The sequence below is a fragment of the Sodalis sp. RH19 genome (assembly GCF_047324215.1).
Lineage (GTDB): Bacteria > Pseudomonadota > Gammaproteobacteria > Enterobacterales > Enterobacteriaceae > Acerihabitans.
In genome coordinates, this window is the sequence record NZ_CP178734.1 from 3,359,181 (window position 1) to 3,375,641 (window position 16,461).

General features: G+C 53.6%; 13 protein-coding genes and 4 tRNA genes. 3 read left to right on the top strand and 14 right to left on the bottom strand.

What is annotated here, in order from left to right; genetic code table 11:
* The first annotated feature begins 53 nt into the window (after window positions 1-53).
* Window positions 54-1,343 (top strand): HlyC/CorC family transporter, encoded by a 1,290-nt coding sequence (locus ACL2XF_RS15290; RefSeq protein WP_410016313.1) that lies wholly within the window; start codon window positions 54-56, stop codon window positions 1,341-1,343.
* A 94-nt stretch (window positions 1,344-1,437) separates the two neighbouring features.
* Here ACL2XF_RS15290 and luxS read toward each other — a convergent pair whose 3' ends face one another.
* From luxS to pncC, 12 genes are all read right to left on the bottom strand, one after another.
* A complete protein-coding gene (luxS, locus tag ACL2XF_RS15295; RefSeq protein ID WP_410016314.1) occupies window positions 1,438-1,953 on the bottom strand; it encodes an S-ribosylhomocysteine lyase in 516 nt (171 codons plus the stop codon).
* A gap of 159 nt (window positions 1,954-2,112) precedes the next feature.
* On the bottom strand, window positions 2,113-3,675 hold the full coding sequence (gene gshA / locus ACL2XF_RS15300) for a glutamate--cysteine ligase (protein ID WP_410016315.1): 1,563 nt from the start codon (window positions 3,673-3,675) through the stop codon (window positions 2,113-2,115).
* Window positions 3,676-3,974: 299 nt separating this feature from the next.
* A complete protein-coding gene (yqaB, locus tag ACL2XF_RS15305; RefSeq protein ID WP_410016316.1) occupies window positions 3,975-4,541 on the bottom strand; it encodes a fructose-1-phosphate/6-phosphogluconate phosphatase in 567 nt (188 codons plus the stop codon).
* A gap of 248 nt (window positions 4,542-4,789) precedes the next feature.
* Window positions 4,790-4,866: transfer RNA gene (locus ACL2XF_RS15310), tRNA-Arg, on the bottom strand.
* A gap of 42 nt (window positions 4,867-4,908) precedes the next feature.
* Window positions 4,909-4,985: transfer RNA gene (locus tag ACL2XF_RS15315), tRNA-Arg, on the bottom strand.
* A gap of 49 nt (window positions 4,986-5,034) precedes the next feature.
* Window positions 5,035-5,111, bottom strand: a tRNA-Arg gene (locus tag ACL2XF_RS15320).
* Window positions 5,112-5,123: 12 nt separating this feature from the next.
* Window positions 5,124-5,216: transfer RNA gene (locus ACL2XF_RS15325), tRNA-Ser, on the bottom strand.
* 275 nt (window positions 5,217-5,491) lie between these two features.
* Window positions 5,492-5,677, bottom strand: coding sequence for a carbon storage regulator CsrA (gene csrA, locus ACL2XF_RS15330; RefSeq protein ID WP_132926210.1), 186 nt, complete (start codon window positions 5,675-5,677; stop codon window positions 5,492-5,494).
* Window positions 5,678-5,927: 250 nt separating this feature from the next.
* A complete protein-coding gene (alaS, locus tag ACL2XF_RS15335; RefSeq protein WP_413727111.1) occupies window positions 5,928-8,555 on the bottom strand; it encodes an alanine--tRNA ligase in 2,628 nt (875 codons plus the stop codon).
* Between the two features lie 142 nt (window positions 8,556-8,697).
* On the bottom strand, window positions 8,698-9,189 hold the full coding sequence (locus ACL2XF_RS15340; RefSeq protein WP_410016318.1) for a regulatory protein RecX: 492 nt from the start codon (window positions 9,187-9,189) through the stop codon (window positions 8,698-8,700).
* A gap of 51 nt (window positions 9,190-9,240) precedes the next feature.
* Complete coding sequence (gene recA / locus ACL2XF_RS15345) at window positions 9,241-10,311, bottom strand: recombinase RecA (RefSeq protein WP_410016319.1); 1,071 nt, start codon at window positions 10,309-10,311, stop codon at window positions 9,241-9,243.
* 109 nt (window positions 10,312-10,420) lie between these two features.
* Entirely contained in the window at window positions 10,421-10,909 is a 489-nt protein-coding gene (gene pncC / locus ACL2XF_RS15350; protein WP_413727112.1) for a nicotinamide-nucleotide amidase, read from the bottom strand.
* A 288-nt stretch (window positions 10,910-11,197) separates the two neighbouring features.
* Between pncC and ACL2XF_RS15355 the strand changes: the two genes are divergently transcribed.
* Together ACL2XF_RS15355 and ACL2XF_RS15360 are read left to right on the top strand one after the other, a co-directional pair.
* Window positions 11,198-11,968, top strand: a complete 771-nt coding sequence (locus ACL2XF_RS15355) for an amino acid ABC transporter substrate-binding protein (protein ID WP_410016321.1) — start codon at window positions 11,198-11,200, stop codon at window positions 11,966-11,968.
* A 26-nt stretch (window positions 11,969-11,994) separates the two neighbouring features.
* Window positions 11,995-12,654, top strand: coding sequence for an amino acid ABC transporter permease (locus tag ACL2XF_RS15360; protein WP_410016322.1), 660 nt, complete (start codon window positions 11,995-11,997; stop codon window positions 12,652-12,654).
* A gap of 70 nt (window positions 12,655-12,724) precedes the next feature.
* Here the strand turns inward: ACL2XF_RS15360 and ACL2XF_RS15365 are convergent, their stop codons facing one another.
* Both ACL2XF_RS15365 and ACL2XF_RS15370 read right to left on the bottom strand, forming a co-directional pair.
* Window positions 12,725-13,738 (bottom strand): hypothetical protein, encoded by a 1,014-nt coding sequence (locus ACL2XF_RS15365; RefSeq protein WP_410016323.1) that lies wholly within the window; start codon window positions 13,736-13,738, stop codon window positions 12,725-12,727.
* A gap of 819 nt (window positions 13,739-14,557) precedes the next feature.
* Complete coding sequence (locus ACL2XF_RS15370) at window positions 14,558-15,934, bottom strand: hypothetical protein (RefSeq protein ID WP_410016324.1); 1,377 nt, start codon at window positions 15,932-15,934, stop codon at window positions 14,558-14,560.
* Window positions 15,935-16,461 lie beyond the last annotated feature (527 nt).

Below are 16,461 nucleotides of genomic sequence, written 5' to 3' on the forward strand. Positions count from 1 at the left end.
CCGTTACGGCTGGTCGTTAACCGCTTTATTCACCCCTACAAGGAATGCCCACGTTGGAACATGTTTCAACCAGTACGCTGATAATTATCCTGGTGATTATGGTACTGGTGTCCGCCTATTTTTCGGCCTCTGAAACCGGCATGATGACGCTCAACCGTTACCGCCTGCGACACCTGGCCAAACAGGGCAACCGCGCCGCCCGGCGCGTCGAGAAGTTACTGCGCCGTACCGACCGACTGTTGAGCCTGGTATTGATTGGCAATAACCTGGTGAATATCCTGGCCTCGGCGCTGGCCACCATCGTCGGCATGCGCCTGTACGGCGATATCGGCGTGGCGATCGCCACCGGCATCCTGACTTTTGTCATCCTGCTGTTCGCCGAAGTGCTGCCAAAAACGGTGGCGGCGCTGTACCCAGAGCATATTGCCCTGCCCAGCAGCCTGCTGCTGGCGCCGCTGCAAAAAATCATGATGCCGCTGGTCTGGCTGCTGAATATCATTACCCGCCTCCTGATGCGCATCATGGGCATTAAAGTCCCGTCTAATCTGAACGACGCCCTGAGCAAGGATGAACTGCGATCCATCTTCAATGAGTCCCGCTCGCTGATTTCGCGGCGCAACCAGGACATGCTGCTCTCGGTACTGGATTTGGAAAAGGTGAGCGTCGGCGACATTATGGTGCCGCGCAATGAAATTGTCGGTATCAACGTCAACGATGAATGGCGCAATATCATCCGCCAGCTGACCCACTCGCCCCACGGACGCATCGTGCTGTACCGCGATAATCTCGACGATGCCATCGGCATGCTGCGGGTGCGCGAAGCCTACCGCCTGATGACGGAGAAGCAGGAATTCACCAAGGAAAACCTGCTGCGCGCCGCCGATGAGATCTACTACATTCCCGAGGGCACGCCGTTGAATATCCAGTTGGTGAAATTCCAGCGGAACAAGGAAAAGGTCGGTCTTATCGTCGATGAATACGGGGATATCCAGGGACTGGTGACGGTCGAGGACATACTGGAGGAGATTGTCGGCGACTTTACCACGTCCATGTCCCCCACCCTGGCGGAGGAAGTGATACCGCAAAGCGACGGGTCGGTCTTGATCGACGGCGGCGCCAATATCCGCGAACTGAATAAAGCCTTTAACTGGACGCTGCCGGAAGCCGAGGCGCGCACGGTTAACGGCATGCTGCTCGAAGCGCTGCAGGATATCCCGCCGGTGGGCACGCATACCCAGATAGATAGCTACAAGATTGAAATCATGGCGGTGCAGGACAATATGATCAAGCAGGTGCGCATTACGCCGCTGAAGGCCTTTAAAAAGGGCGTGGACGAAGCCTAGCTTAAACCGGCCCACAGGCCGGGGGCGGGTATCATGGGCAAGGAGGGTGAAGCGTAGCTGTCTTGCCCATCACACCCGCGGGCACTGCTCGGGTTTAGATATGCAGCTCTGCCAGCTTTTCTTTCGGCAGCGCCAGTTCCTCGTTATGGTTCACCCGGATATCGTTGTCCAGAATATGCTGGGCAATCTCCTGCGCTTCCGGTAGGGAATGCATATGATAGGTGCCGCATTGATATTCATTCAACTCGGGGATTTTGTTCTGGTCGGTGACTTTCAGCACATCGGCCATGGCGGCTTTCCACGCGTTGGCGACACGCACTTCATCCGGCGCGCCGATAAGGCTCATATAAAAGCCGGTACGGCAGCCCATGGGGGAAATATCGACGATTTCCACACCGTCGCCATTCAGGTGATTACGCATAAAACCGGCGAATAAATGTTCCAGGGTGTGAATGCCGCGCTCAGGCATCACTTCCAGGTTAGGCCGGCAAAAACGCAAATCAAAGACGGTGATGGTATCGCCATGGGGAGTTTTCATGGTCTTCGCAACACGAACCGCTGGGGCTGCCATGCGGGTGTGGTCTACGGTAAAGCTATCCAGTAGTGGCATACGTCACCTCCTCTTAGAAAAAATTAATTTTTTTTACCATTGTAAGGAAACTTTTTTCCTTGGCGCGAGTCTGAATTAGTGAAAGACGCGCATTTGTTATCATCATCCCTGTATTCAGAGATGTTTATTTGGCCACAGTCCTCTGTGGCCTTTTCTTTTTCAGCCGGCGTTATGCTGCGCAACAAACTGCTCAAAACTTACGCTATCACCCGCTTCAATCTCGCGCTGCCGTTGCCAGGAACGCGCCTGCTCCTTTGCCAACAGCTCTTCATTCAGTATTTCCAACGGCTCATCGCACAGGGTCTGACGATAATTATTCGCCAGAATCAAGCCCAGGCCGCCAATGCCATGTTCCTTCATCGCCGCAAGAATGCGCGCCGAGAAGGTCAGGGCCGGATCGTCAAAGCCGGCCACCAGGTTATCGCAGGCCTGGCGGTAGTGATAATTATGGTTATTGCCATCAAGAATGACCGCCACACGGCGCAAATCACGGAACAGCGCCTTGCCGATCTCGGCCAGCGGCTCCTGCTGTGAACCGCAGTCTACCCCCAGGGTCAGGCCGGGTTTGCGTCCTTCCAGAATGACTTTATTCCAGTTGGTGCGGGTGCACAGCACCTCCTCCGCGCTCATTTCCGGGGCCTCAGCCAGCGTACACCAAATCAGGAAAAGATCCAGAAAGCGCGCCTGTTGTTCGTCAATGCCGATCGGCGAGAAGGGATTGATATCAAGCGACCGCACTTCGATATATTCGATGCCTCCGCGCTCTAACGCGTCGGAAGGTGATTCGCCTTTTTGTGTCACACGCTTGGGGCGTACCGGCGCATAGAGTTCGTTTTCGATCTGCAGTACGTTGGTGTTGATTTGCAGCCGCTTGCCGTTCTTTTCCAACCCGATACGCTGGTAATCGGCCGAGGGCGTCTTGATGGCCCGCTTCAGGGCGGCGATATACTCGTCAATCCGGTTGAAGGTAATCCCCAGCTGGCTTTGGGACTTATTGGTATAACCCAGATCGCTCAGTCGCAGCGACGTTGCGAACGGCAGGTAAATCATGCCGGATGTCGAGCGTTCAAACGGCAAATCGGTTTCGCGGCCGTCAAGGAATGAAGAACAGACCGCCGGCGACGCCCCGAACAGATAGGGTATTATCCAGCCGAAGCGATAATAGTTGCGGATTAGGCGCAGATACCCGTCGGAAATCGCCGCTTTGCCGCTGAGCTCATCCGTGACGCCCAGCCGTGCCTGCCAGAACGCCAGGGGTAGCGAAAAATTATAATGTACCCCGGAGATGATCTGCATCAGCGCGCCATAACGGTTCTTCAGGCCTTCGCGGTACAGGGTCTTGAAACACCCGATATTGGACGAGCCGTATTGAGCCAGTTCGATCGGCTGGCTATGATCGATAAAACACGGCATGCTCATCGGCCACATGCGTTCTTCGCCAAGATTGCGCGCCACATGACGATGGATGTCGCGCAAGAAGGCCAGCAGGTGATCGATATCTTCGTCCACCGGCGTGATAAATTCGAGCAATGCTTCGGCAAAATCCGTCGTAATCCATTTATGCGTCAACGCCGCGCCCAGTGATTCCGGATGCGGGGTTTGCGCCAAACGGCCATTGGCGGTGATGCGCAAGGTTTCGCGCTCCACACCCCGGCGAATCCCCTCCAACGCATGAGGATTGGCTTCCAGCCATGAAAGTGCTTCAGATACGTCCGGGATCAAATTGACCTCCCGCAGTTAATTTTGTATTGGGTAAGCATAATTGAATCTGCTCGTTTATCGCTATCTATCGTTATCATTTACGCATTCATCATCAGGTGAGTCCCGGAAATGTTAACCGGATTGATAGGTCCTAATGTAATGCTTTTCCCAACTATAAAGAGATCATTACGGGCTTTGCGCTTAACCGGACGCCAGGCCGCCACGGCGGCGGCGATAAGAAGGCAGCAGCATGGTTTATGCCGGCGCCGCACGCCAGGCGATGACAATGGCAAGCCGGCCACCATGGCGTCAAGGTTTTTTTATGGCATCCGCACATCGACAAATGCCATGCCGGCCGCGCGGGCAGCCTGAATGCCAAAATCGGCGTCTTCGAAGACGACGCATTTTCCTGGCGCCACGCCCATCAGCTCGGCGCAACGCAAAAATGTATCAGGAAAGGGTTTATGCCGGGTCACATCATCGGCGCCGACGATGGCGTCGAAATAGTGTAATAGCCCGAGGTGTTCCAGCAGCGACACGGCCATGCGATGCTCGCTGCCCGTGCCCACCGCCATGGGACGCTTGCCATGGTAGGCTTTCACCACCTCGATTAACGGCAACGGCCGGACATTGTCCAGCAGCATCAATTCCACCGCCGCGGTTTTTTCAAGCGCCAGCAGGTAAGGATCCATACTGGATCCATGGTTGTCGATAATGGTTTTGGCAATACGCCAGGTTGGCGATCCATTTAAGCCGGCCATGGCTGCACCATCATAATGCATATCGTGTTTGCCAAGCACCTGGTGCCAGGCTTTATGATGGGTCGGCTCAGTATCAAGCAACGTGCCGTCCATATCGAAGATCAACCCTGCGTACCGATCGTACATCGTCGTTTCCTGATGCTAAAAATAAGCCTTTACTGTAACGCAAAGTCATAAAATTGTCGCTTTTTCTGTATTGCGGCGAGCCGGACCGGGGGCGAATGCCGTAGGGGGAAAGAGTGGCACGCGTTAAATTAGGAATATCACCGGTACGCCGCAGGGAAAGCAGGCCAGGCAAATAACATAGAGAGGGGGGAAACGTCGAGGCCGTAGACAATGCGCGAGCAGCGCTGGGAACAACAGAAGCACCGACATGGTGCATCCAGGAGGATTCGAACCTCCGACCGCTCGGTTCGTAGCCGAGTACTCTATCCAGCTGAGCTATGGATGCAAATAAGATAAGCCGTAAAGCAGAGGGTCTAAATATAAAAAATGGTGCATCCAGGAGGATTCGAACCTCCGACCGCTCGGTTCGTAGCCGAGTACTCTATCCAGCTGAGCTATGGATGCATTGTAGTAATAGAACTGCTTTTTCCTGACCGTGCAACAGGTCAATTAATGGTGCATCCAGGAGGATTCGAACCTCCGACCGCTCGGTTCGTAGCCGAGTACTCTATCCAGCTGAGCTATGGATGCATTCTTAAATAATGGCGGTGAGGGAGGGATTCGAACCCTCGATACAGCTTTTGACCGTATACTCCCTTAGCAGGGGAGCGCCTTCAGCCTCTCGGCCACCTCACCTACGCGCCGATGTTAAAGCTCATCGGCACTGCGTGGCGCACATATTACTTTCCCGGCCTGATAAGTCAAACAATTTTTCCCGTCTGGCGAGCGTTTGCGCAAAAGCCATGCAACTTGACCAGATTGACAGCACAATAACGCCCGGCACCGCCCTTATCCGGGAAAATGCAAGCTGTTGGTAAAGATTTTATGTAGAAATAATCAGTAAAAATTAAATGATTTTACAGCAGGAAAGGAGAGATTAGCGCCCCGCGCAAGCAAGGCGCCTGAAAAGATCAGAAGGGATTCTGTTGTGATTTTTCAGCCTGGATACGCTGGTATATTTCTTCACGGTGAACAGAGACTTCTTTAGGCGCATTGACACCGATACGTACCTGGTTGCCCTTGACTCCTAAAACCGTAACCGTTACCTCATCGCCAATCATGAGGGTTTCACCAACTCGACGAGTCAGAATAAGCATTCTTTGCTCCTTGAAAGATTAAAAGAGTCGGGTCTCTCAGTTTCCCGCCATTATCCATCATATACCGTGAAAACGTAAGTCATGTAAGCGACATAAAATGCCAGCAGGCTGACGACTTTCAACATCTGGTATAAGTTTAGTCGATATGACCAGCTTCGCGCCTAACTTTTGACTCAGCGGATAATACGAATCCAAACGCCATAACTTAACAGAAAGCTATGGCGTTTATCATAACGTATTCTTATCCGCTTTAGATTTTAGTCGCCAGCCAGGCCTCTACGCCGGCCAATGCCGCGGGCAGCGCCTTGACGTCGGTACCGCCGGCCTGGGCCATATCAGGCCGGCCGCCGCCTTTGCCGCCCACCTGCTGGGCCAGCTGGCCGATAAGGTCGCCGGCCTTAACGCGGTCGGTTAAATCTTTGGTGACGCCCGCGATCAGGCTGACTTTATCATCGGCGACGGTCGCCAGCACAATCACCGCCGACCCCAGCTGGTTTTTCAGATCATCCACCATGGTGCGCAGCATCTTGGGTTCAACGTTATCCAGTTTGCTGACCAGCAGCTTCACGCCGTTAACCAGCTTAACATTGCCGGACAGCGCCGAACTTTCCTGCGCCGCCTGCTGGCTTTTGAGCTGCTGGATCTCTTTCTCCAACTGCCGGGAGCGCTCGATCAGGGCTTTTACCTTATCCGCCAGACTTTGGTTATCCCCTTTGACCAACTGGGCGATGCCATGAATCAAATCGCTTTGCTGATGCAGGCTGGCTAAAGCCCCTTCGCCGGTCACGGCTTCAATGCGGCGGATGCCGGCCGCGGTGCCGGATTCGGAGATGATGCGGAACAGGCCGATATCCCCGGTGCGGCTGGCATGGATACCGCCGCACAGTTCGGTGGAGAAATCACCCATGCGCAGCACCCGTACCTTGGCGTCGTACTTCTCGCCGAAAAGCGCCATGGCCCCGGTGCCGCGCGCGGCCTCCAGATCCATGATCTCGGTCTCGATGGGCAGGTTCCGGCGGATTTGCTGGTTGACGATATCCTCCACGGCACGGATCTGCTGGGGTTTCATCGCTTCAAAGTGGGAGAAATCGAAACGCAGGTATTGATCGTTGACCAGAGAGCCTTTTTGCGCCACATGGGAGCCCAGCACCTGCCGTAGCGCCGCGTGCAACAAGTGGGTGGCGGAATGGTTAAGGCGAATACGGGAGCGGCGCGCTTCGTCCACGCTGGCGCTCACCGCATCCCCGACCTTGAGTTCGCCCATGGCCAGCCGGCCGACGTGCCCGAACGCCTGGCCGTACTTTTGCGTATCGTCGACCGTAAACAGCCCCTGCGTGGCCTTCAGCTCGCCCTTGTCGCCCACCTGGCCGCCGGATTCGCCATAAAACGGCGTTTCGTCCAGGACCACAACGGCGTCGTCACCCTGGCGTATGGACTGCACCGGCTCACCGTTGCGAAACAACGCGACCACGGTGCCGGTATGCTGCGCTTCGTCATAACCGAAGAACCGGGTGGCTTTATCCACGCGCAGCATGCTGTTGTAGTCGGCGCCGAAACCGCTGGACTCGCGGGCGCGGCGGCGCTGCGCATCCATGGCCCGCTCAAAACCCTCTTCGTCCACCTTCAGTTGCCGCTCACGACAGACATCGGCGGTCAGGTCCAGCGGGAAACCATAGGTATCATACAGGCGAAAGGCGGTTTCACCGTCCAGGGTATCGCCCTTAAGCTTGCCCAGTTCCTCGTCCAGCAAGGCCAGGCCGCGCTCCAGCGTACGGGCGAATTGTTCTTCCTCGGTTTGCAGCACCTGCTCAACCCTTGCCTGCTGCTGTTTCAACTCCGCGGCGGCCGGACCCATCACGTCAATCAGCGGCGCAACCAGCCGATGGAAGAAGGCATCCCCGGCGCCCAGCATGTTGCCATGCCGTACGGCGCGGCGGATGATGCGCCGCAGGACATAGCCGCGGCCTTCGTTGGACGGCACCACGCCGTCAGCAATCAGGAAGGCGCAGGAGCGGATATGGTCGGCGATCACGCGTAACGATTTGCTGCCCAGGTCGGCGCAACCGGTCACCTGCGCCACCGCCTCGATAAGCGTACGGAACAGGTCGATGTCATAATTCGAGTTAACGTGTTGCAGCACCGCGGATATGCGCTCCAGTCCCATGCCGGTATCCACCGAGGGCTTGGGCAGCGGCAGCATGGTACCGTCTGATTGACGGTTAAACTGCATAAACACTAAATTCCAGATTTCAATGTACCGATCGCCGTCTTCCTCCGGGCTTCCCGGAGGACCGCCCCAGATATGATCGCCATGATCGTAGAAAATTTCCGAGCACGGGCCGCAGGGACCGGTATCGCCCATCTGCCAGAAGTTATCCGACGCATAGGCGCCGCCTTTATTGTCGCCAATGCGGATAATGCGTTCTTCTGGCACGCCGACGTCCCGCGCCCAAATGTTATAGGCCTCGTCGTCGGTGGCATAGACGGTCACCCAGAGCTTTTCCTTCGGCAGGTTGAACCAGGCGGCGCCGGTAAGGAGTTCCCACGCAAAGTTGATGGCGTCCTGCTTGAAGTAGTCGCCGAAGCTGAAATTACCCAGCATCTCAAAAAAGGTATGGTGGCGCGCGGTATACCCGACATTTTCCAGGTCGTTATGTTTACCGCCCGCGCGCACGCAGCGCTGGGATGTGGTGGCACGCCGGTATTGGCGTTTATCCAGCCCGAGGAAAACATCCTTGAATTGGTTCATGCCGGCATTGGTAAAAAGCAATGTCGGATCGTTATCTGGCACCAGGGAGCTACTTGCAACTACCTGGTGGCCTTTGCTATGGAAAAAATCGAGAAACGCTTGACGGATCTCAGCGGTGCTCTTGCTCATAGTTGTCCTGGAATCAAGCTAAACGAACGGATCGGAAACAGAATAGCGCAGTATTGGGGCGCTACAGTAGCGTTCACGAACTCAAAAGTGGGAATAAGATAAATTTTCTTGGAGGGGAAGTAAAATCCCACAGGCCATCAAATTAAAAATTTATATAAATTGATCGAATCTCATCGTAGGAAAAACCGCGGGAAAGAAGGTAACGCTGCACTTTGGCCCGGGCCTCCCGATCGGGGGGAAGCGGTTGGCCGAATTTTTTCCAGGCAACATCCTGCGCCTGCGCCGACCGATCGATTTGTGCTTCGGTAAAGGCGTTATCTATGATTTCCCTGTCTATTCCCTTTTGCAACAGTTCCATGCGGATCTTTTGTTCGCCATAGCCTCTTTTGCTGCGACTGTTCACATAACGCAGGGCGAAACGGGCATCGTCCAGCCAGTCATTTTGCAGGCAATAGTCAATAACTTCCTGAATATCGTCTTCTGTGATCTCCAGCGCATCCGCCGCCTTAACGACCGCTCTTGCTTTGAATCTCTGCCTGGCGGCCGGCTGCGTCGCCAGTTTACGACGCAGCTCCGCTTCGCTGTGATCGCGCAGCGTGAGCAAACGTAAGGCGCGATCGAGCAATGTGCTCATAGGCCGGCGACCCAGGGGACAAACCGCCCCCGGTCCCCTGCCCGGGCGGTATTATGCCTCTTCACTGCTCTCACGGGCCGCGCTTTCATCAATATCGTCGCTTTCGCCGGCAAAACTGGTCGTTTCAGGGCTGTTTAACAGCATATCACGCAGTTTTTTATCCAGCTCCGCCGCAATTTCCGGGCGCTCCTTCAGGAACACGCAGGCATTGGCCTTGCCCTGACCGATTTTTTCACCGTTGTAGCTATACCATGCCCCGGCTTTTTCGATGAGTTTGTGCTTAACGCCCAAGTCCACCAGTTCACCGCGGATATTGATACCCTCGCCATAGAGGATTTGGAATTCAGCCTGCTTAAACGGCGCGGCGACTTTGTTCTTCACCACTTTAACGCGTGTTTCGCTGCCCACCACCACTTCGCCTTCTTTGACGGAGCCGATGCGGCGTATGTCTAGACGTACCGAAGCGTAGAATTTCAGCGCGTTACCGCCGGTGGTGGTTTCCGGGTTACCGAACATGACGCCGATCTTCATGCGAATCTGGTTGATAAATATCAACAGCGTATTGGCGTTTTTCAGGTTACCCGCCAGTTTACGCATGGCCTGGCTCATCATACGTGCCGCCAGCCCCATGTGCGAGTCGCCGATTTCGCCTTCGATTTCAGCTTTCGGGGTCAGCGCCGCCACGGAGTCGACGATGATAACGTCAACCGCGCCGGAACGGGTCAGGGCGTCGCAGATTTCCAGGGCCTGTTCGCCGGTGTCGGGCTGCGAACACAGCAGGTTGTCGATATCCACGCCAAGTTTTTTTGCGTAGATAGGATCAAGGGCGTGCTCGGCATCGATAAACGCGCAGGTTTTACCTTCACGCTGCGCGGAGGCAATCACCTGCAGGGTCAGGGTGGTTTTACCCGACGATTCCGGCCCATAGATTTCAACGATGCGTCCCATGGGCAAGCCGCCGGCGCCCAGTGCAATATCAAGGGAAAGAGAACCAGTGGAGATTGTTTCAACATCCATTGAACGATCTTCACCCAGGCGCATGATAGAGCCCTTGCCAAACTGTTTTTCAATCTGGCTTAACGCTGCTGCTAACGCCTTTTGTTTATTCTCATCAATAGCCATTTCAACTCCTATCAAGCAGGGAGCGACATCGCTACCCTCTTTTCGCCAAACATCTATGCCGATACTGATGCTAATTATACTGTACAATCATACAGTATCAAGTACATTTTCAGAGAAATGTGTCTATGACGGTTTTTAACGCGAAATGTACCGCCTGACGCCGCACCGCATCCCGATCACCGTCAAAATGCATCAACTGCGAGAACACCGTCCGGTGCCGGCCGGCAAAACCAAACCACACGGTGCCGACCGGCTTCTCCAGCGTTCCGCCGTCCGGCCCCGCGATACCGCTAATGGCTACGGCGTAATCCGCCCCCGCCGCCGCCAGCGCGCCACGGGCCATTTCCAATACCACCGGATCGCTGACCGCGCCATGCTGTTCGAGGGTACTGGCCTTGACGCCCAGCATCTCGGATTTGGCCTGGTTACTGTAAGTGACAAACCCGCGCTCGAACCAGCCTGAACTGCCGGCGACGTCGGTGAGGACCTTGGCCACCCACCCGCCGGTGCAGGACTCGGCACAGGTGATAACACTGCCGGTCTGTTTCAGCGCCGCCCCAATCCGGGTGCTGAGCATTAAAAGATCGCTGTCGTTCATGATACTCCCATCCTGATAACAGGGGTGTCAAACGGGAAAAGGTCCCCTGTCGCGGCTATCGTTGCCATTGAGTATAACCTGAACCGGCCGGGTTACGGAGGCCGCATTTTTCGCTTGTAACCACTGTATTGATGCACTAAAGTTCTTATTAAACTATCTGTTATAATTTTATGTACTTTCTAATTACTTAATAACATTTATTGGAAGATCCAAAGTGGATTAGCATTCCCGACATCTTCAGGCATGCGCGCGTTGCGCGCCCTTTACCTTGTCACTTCAGGAATAACGATGAAAAAAACGACATTAGCACTTTTAGCCGGTTCGCTGCTTGTTACCGCAGTACAGGCGCAGGCGGAAGACGGCCTCGCGGCGATTAAAGCCGCCGGCACCATCACCTTCGGCACCGAAGGTACCTATGCGCCTTATACCTACCATGATAGCAGCGATAAGCTGGTGGGATTTGACGTTGATCTCGGCCGGGCGGTCGCCGCGAAACTCGGCGTTAAGGCGAAGTTTATCGAAGGACGCTGGGACGGCCTGATCGCCGGCCTGGACGCCAAGCGTTATGACGCCGTGATAAACCAGGTGGGCATTACGCCTGAACGCCAGGCGAAATATGATTTTTCCAAGCCCTATATCGATTCGAAAGTCGTGCTGATCGTGCGTGACGACAATACGACCATCAAGAGTTTCGACGACCTCAAAGGCCAGAAAGCCGCCCAAAGCCTGACCAGTAATTATTCCCAAGTGGCCACCAAGTACGGTGCCGAGCTGGTGCCCACCGACGGTTTTAACCAGTCGCTGGATTTGGTATTGAGCCGCCGCGCGACCGCAACGCTTAACGATAACCTGTCCTTCCTGGACTTCAAAAAACACAAACCGGACGCGCCGCTGAAAATCGTCGCCACCCAGGACGCCAACGCCCCTTCAGGCATCCTGATCCGCAAAAATCAGCCCGATCTGGTGAAAGCGCTGAATACCGCGCTGGATGAAGTCAAAGCGGACGGCACCTATAAAACCATCGCCATTCGTTACTTCGGTCAGGACATTTCTCAATAATGTTTTTGCAGCAGGAGTTCTAGCAGATGCCGCCGTGGCTACAACTGATGTTGGACTCCTTCTGGCGATTGTTCGCCGCTGGAGTCATGTTTACCTTGCCGCTGGCGATACTTTCCTTTATCGGCGGGCTGGCGGTGGGTTTCGTGGTGGCGCTGATCCGCCTGTACGGTCCGCAGCCGCTAAAAGGGATAATGGACTTTTATGTCTGGGTGATACGCGGTACGCCGCTGTTGGTGCAGTTATTCCTGATTTTTTATGGTTTGCCCAGCGCCGGCATCACCCTGGACGCTTTTCCGGCTGCGCTGATAGGGTTTATCCTCAGCGTCGGCGCCTATAGCTCGGAAATTATCCGCGGCGCCATACTGTCGGTCCCCAAGGTACAATGGGAAGCGGCCTACGCCATCGGCATGAGCAGCAACCAGGCCATGCGCCGCGTAATCTTGCCGCAGTCGGTATTTGTGTCGCTGCCGCCGCTGGCCAACTCCTTTATTTCGCTGATCAAGGATACTTCATTGGCGGCGGTGATCACCGTGCCGGAAATGTTCCTGGCGGCGCAGCGTATCGTGTCCGTCACTTATGAACCCCTGATACTGTATATTGAGGCAGCATTTATTTACCTCATGTTCAGCACCGTGCTCAGCAAACTACAGGCCAGGCTGGAAGTCTATTTCCGACGTTACGAATAAAGTTGTTGTGTATTGACGCCGTCACTGGCGTCAATATTTTTAAGCCGGAATACGCAACGCCGCGATAGCCTCAATCGACATCCTCCATGATAAAGTTGGAAAAGCGATATTCCGGCAATCTGGCTTCCTCAATACGGCCGATTCTTACCGGCCGCTCGCTATTGGAATCACACAATGATTTTATGTAGCGCCAATACATTTTTTCTGCTTCGATATGGTCGATCAGCGGATCCAGCACGCCTTCCGCAATAGAGATGGCTATTTTTTTATCGGTATAGACGTTGTCAGTATTATCTGAATTCTCATCGGCATGTTCTTCCAGGCCATCGGGTTCGTTACTGTCCAGCATTTCCGCCATTTTTTTTATCATCGCCAGATTAGCATTTGCGGCCTGCGGGGATGAATAGAATAGTCCATCACTGAATAATGCTTCCATCACCTCATAAAAACAAAAATTCATTTCTCCCTGGATATATCTTATTTTATTATTAACCGACACTCCTGCATATTCCCGATTCATGAGATTATCATTTTCATAACCATAGCTGGCCAAGACTTGTCTGTCGCTTACCACCACAGGTACGTTTTTGATGGTATGGATATCGCCGCTGATACTATAATGCTCTTTATCATTATTTTTATAACCATTGGCGCTGTAGTTGACTTCAATATCAAACCGCTTGGTTGGAATGCGTTCGCGGTTTGAATAGGTTGGAAAAACGTCACCGGGCTTACTGTCCTGGTGCTGATAAGCGCGATGAATCGATGTCACTTTTTGCAGGCCGATCCAGTCAAATATCGATTGCGCCTGGGAGGGTTTTCTCACTTCATCAATATAGGCCATAACGTCTATATCAAGATAGATGCCTAACATTATTGCCCAAGGCTCAATAGCCAGCAACATATGGGATAAGGTGGTATCTTGCTCAATGATAACCGGATGACGAAAAAATTTTAGCAAGAAAAAGGGATCATTTTCTTCCAGGCACGACTGTAAAGACAACAATGGGATAGCCGTCAAATCATCATAATCCGAACGAAATCTCAAAATAGCATCTTTACAGAAAATCAATGATCCGTCCATGCCCCACCCCAGTAACAGTTAATAAATAGCCATGACCGATCATCCCTTTCTGATGATAAATCAACAATATTTATAGGTTGTATTATAGTCTTCGCGTGCCTGTCAAATGCGTATTTTGCCAAATCAGAGAATATATAACAAAGGGCGCATTAATTTTTCACGCCCACTACTTTCGCCATGGACATATCGGCTCCCACGGGCGGAAAAACTTAAGCCCACATCACATTTCCGCGATCGATATTATCCGATGGCGCAGGTGTGACCGGCAAAAAAATCCAGGGATGATTGCCTCTTACGCTGCTGCGACATATTTTGGTGTATCAATTAATGCAACTTGCTTTTGTGGCTAATCAGCGCGCCGCATCAAGCTGGATGCCTGTATCTGTATTAATATTACCCCATGGCATTCTCCAGCGGACAGTGAATATCAAAAAATAGGGCCGGTCATTATTTTCCGGAGGTTATCAGATAACCATAAACGGACCATTCAAACTTTTCCATCAAAAAAATGATGAATAAATTTAATCAAATGGCTATGCAAGTAACTTACATTAAGTCTTTTAATATCAGTTTATTGAAAAATTATAGTATTTTAGCCAAGCGGCGCCAGGTCGAAGGGGAACGGGCTGTTCATTTACCATAGCAGCCCGTCCTGTACCGGCAGAGACGTTATAACTGTTAAGATTTATGCTTTTTTTTTAACCATTAGCGCTATCGTCGCTGAAAGCCAGCGCGTCGCAACAGCGGGAGAAAGCCGATTGGCCTGTGCCAGCGGATGGGCAAACATCGACGTCTTTCAAAAGAACACATTAGCATTGCTCACACCTTCGCGGCGACAGGTGTTGCCTCTGGCTTATCATGGGCCGCGATAAAAGCCGGATAGCCCACCATCACCACGGCGGCGATAAGCGTATTGACCACCAAAAGCTGATCGGTATTGGTCAAACGGGTGGTACCCAATACCGAGGCCGCCGTCAGGGCGATGCTGGTCACTGCGGTAAAGAAGGAGGTACGCATGGCATTGGTGGTGAGAAATTGTTCTGCGGCCTGCCCGGCGGTCGGCCAGTGGCCGTTGCCGATGCGCGGCCGGCTTAGCCCGATGCGTACCCCTTCCCGGCGCGACGTCGGTGTATTGGGGGCGCAAGAATGGCCGGTGCGACGACGAAGCAGTGGCGTTGCCGGCGTAGCGGCGAACCAGCGCATCAGCGCCGGGCGCTGCAGATCGTCAAATACCTCGGTTAGGGCATTCAACGCGCCGCGCAGGAGGTCATGGACAATATTCGGCTGTATAACCACCGCGGCCGCACTGGCGGCGGAAGCCCAATCCATCATCTGTTTGGTGATCCGTTCGGCTTCATCCATGACATAGCCGGCGCCCGAATGCGGCGCGAGCCCCGTCATGGCGACGCCCAGCACCCCCTGCGCCAGGCCGTAAAACAGGCTGGAACAGATAAGGCCGCCGGCATTCAGACCGCCATTATCGTGCAAGGGAAAAAACAGTTGAAGCAGATCCCGCATCAAGGTATAGGTCAGCGTCTGCGCCCCCACGGATCCCATCAGCGTTCCAAGAGTAAAACCTGGCCGGTGGCTTGCCACCAGCATCAGCGCGCCGGAGCTTAATAATCCCATGGCAATACGGGAGGCGCGCGAGACGATGGTGGCGGTGCCGTTCCTTTCATCACGCACCGCGCCGGCCAGGTTAAGCGCGGGTCCCAACAACATCGAGACAATGCCCGCGACCAGGCGTGGCGGTAACGAGGCTGTCGCGCCCAGCAAGAGGAAATTCTTTTCCACAGCAAAACCGACCATTTGCCGCAGCAGGGTAGTAAAAGCAACAATAGTGCCGGTGCGCGTCGCCACGGTAATAACATTAGCGATGCGGCGCGCACCGGTACCGGTCACAATGGTATAATCATTGCTCATGACGGCGCCGATAAAATCAATCATTACACGCCCGCGGTCATAAAACGTCGCCCCGGGATGCTGACGCAGCTCATGGCGAAGATGCAGCGCCAGTTGATGCTCCGCCGTGCCCGGGCAGGTGGATAACGTAATGTCTCCTCCCTTTTCAAGCAGAGTCGTTACGCTATCCAGCATACGTTCCGCGTCCGGTAATTCATCGGCCTTCAGCGTCGCTAATAAATCGCCCGCCAATGCATCCAGCTGGCGGCAAATACTGGTTGCATGTTTTATCAATGGTTCGGTGGCAACCTCTATACCGGCGAGGTCTTGCTGTAACTTTAGGGATTGTTCTAGCGCATGTGACGCATGGGAATTGTCCTGAAACCGGCTATCAACCTTATCCTCATCCGTGTCTTCTTTTATAGGCAGTGCGCCATAACCTGCTGTATTTATCTGATAGCAAGGTAACATACTATTTTATTCCACATATCATGTCCGCAAAAGGCAGATCCTGAAATTATATATCGGCCATGCCCGTCTGGGCGATGCGTATCATGGCGTGGGATTTAATTTTTGTCATGCAATTAAACTTTTTTGCCTTGAAATAACTTATGTACCTGAACAGAGATATATATTTCAGTTGGTATGAATGTAATTTAAAATAAATAATAATTAATCTTAAGATAGAGCATGCACTGCACAGGGTACGTGCAGGCAATCTTTACCCGCGATGTGGGGGCACGGGCAACCACCCGAGCCGCCGCCCAGGTATCGTCTCGTTTACCATCAAGGTCCCGTCCATCCCTGATACTGGCGCAAAC

Bases quoted from the DNA above. Each gene is read 5' to 3' on its own strand.
- luxS (WP_410016314.1), bottom strand. From the start codon at position 1,953: ATGCCACTACTGGATAGCTTTACCGTAGACCACACCCGCATGGCAGCC.
- yqaB (WP_410016316.1), bottom strand. From the start codon at position 4,541: ATGTACGATCGGTACGCAGGGTTGATCTTCGATATGGACGGCACGTTG.
- csrA (WP_132926210.1), bottom strand. From the start codon at position 5,677: ATGCTTATTCTGACTCGTCGAGTTGGTGAAACCCTCATGATTGGCGAT.
- alaS (WP_413727111.1), bottom strand. From the start codon at position 8,555: ATGAGCAAGAGCACCGCTGAGATCCGTCAAGCGTTTCTCGATTTTTTC.
- ACL2XF_RS15340 (WP_410016318.1), bottom strand. From the start codon at position 9,189: ATGAGCACATTGCTCGATCGCGCCTTACGTTTGCTCACGCTGCGCGAT.
- recA (WP_410016319.1), bottom strand. From the start codon at position 10,311: ATGGCTATTGATGAGAATAAACAAAAGGCGTTAGCAGCAGCGTTAAGC.
- pncC (WP_413727112.1), bottom strand. From the start codon at position 10,909: ATGAACGACAGCGATCTTTTAATGCTCAGCACCCGGATTGGGGCGGCG.
- ACL2XF_RS15355 (WP_410016321.1), top strand. From the start codon at position 11,198: ATGAAAAAAACGACATTAGCACTTTTAGCCGGTTCGCTGCTTGTTACC.
- ACL2XF_RS15360 (WP_410016322.1), top strand. From the start codon at position 11,995: ATGCCGCCGTGGCTACAACTGATGTTGGACTCCTTCTGGCGATTGTTC.
- ACL2XF_RS15365 (WP_410016323.1), bottom strand. From the start codon at position 13,738: ATGGACGGATCATTGATTTTCTGTAAAGATGCTATTTTGAGATTTCGT.